This window comes from Vibrio sp. AND4 (assembly GCF_000171815.1).
GTDB lineage: Bacteria > Pseudomonadota > Gammaproteobacteria > Enterobacterales > Vibrionaceae > Vibrio.
In genome coordinates this window covers 1-1,113 of the sequence record NZ_ABGR01000137.1, presented here as the reverse complement: position 1 = coordinate 1,113, position 1,113 = coordinate 1, and the positions used below count along the sequence as shown (strand labels likewise).

Sequence of the window (1,113 nt, the reverse complement as noted above, 5' to 3'; positions counted from 1 at the left end):
ACGAACTGATTGCCCAGTGGCGGTAAGATTTGGCGCAAGGCTTGAGGAAGAATAACCAAGCGCATTTTCTGCCAGTAGTTTAGCCCAAGCGACTCTGCGGCTTCATGTTGTCCGCGACTGATGGCTTGGATTCCTCCTCTAAAGACTTCCGCCATAAACGCGCTTTCTGCAATGGTTAACGCGATAACCCCCGCCCAGAAATGATTCAGAGAAACATCAAGTAGGGTCGGCATGCCGTAATACACCCAGAGCAGTAGCACTAATACTGGTATCGAGCGGATCACTTCCACATAAATACGGTTGATCCACTTGAGTGCTGGAGAATCTGACAGAGCGGGAAGGGCAATGATCAACCCGATGGTCATCGCAAACAGCATGCTGAGTAAAGACACCTGGATAGTGTCATTAAAACCAGCCAGCAGAAACTTGATGTTGGTGAGTCCTTGCTCAGTGGTCGGATTAAGTACATACCAGCCCCACTGATAGTCGGAGCAGCCGGTAAGAAGCAGCAAAGAAATTAACCATAGACGCTTACAGTTCACATTTACTTCCTGAATGGACTAAAAAAAATCATTTATTATTGCTATGTTACCAATGAAACCATAGTCGTGGTTAATAATTAAAGGGAATATATCCCATCATCATTTTTTTAAGGGAATTGAAATGAAAAAACCGTTGCTTGCGCTAGGAATGTGTTTACTTGCGATAACCCAAGTCGCTCATGCGAACAGCCGCTTACAACAAGTGCTGGATAAAGGTGTTTTGCGTGTCGGCACGACAGGGGATTGGAATCCGATGACGATGAAAGATCCTGCAACCAATAGTTATCGTGGTTTTGATATCGACGTGACCACTGAGCTGGCTAAAGATCTTGGTGTGAAGGTGGAATTCGTTGCGACCGATTGGAAAACGCTGGTTAATGGTATTACGGCAAACAAGTATGACATTACCGGTAGTGCATCGCTGAACATGTCACGAGCTAAGGTTGCAGGTTACAGTCAAGCGTATTTTTATCTGGGCTTTGTGCCAGTGGTGCAAAAGAAAGATTTGGCTAACTTCACCGATTGGGCGGATTTTGATAAGCCTGATGTGAAAGTAGCAGCCACGCTTGGC

General features: G+C 45.7%; 2 protein-coding genes. One reads left to right on the top strand and one right to left on the bottom strand.

From position 1 onward, the window contains the following. Window positions 1-542: amino acid ABC transporter permease (locus AND4_RS19240; RefSeq protein WP_009844662.1), on the bottom strand; the 542-nt coding region annotated here is incomplete at its 3' end. A 121-nt stretch (window positions 543-663) separates the two neighbouring features. Here AND4_RS19240 and AND4_RS19235 point away from each other — a divergent pair. Then, window positions 664-1,113, top strand: a 450-nt coding sequence (locus AND4_RS19235; protein ID WP_009844661.1) for a transporter substrate-binding domain-containing protein, incomplete at its 3' end; no start/stop codon positions are given.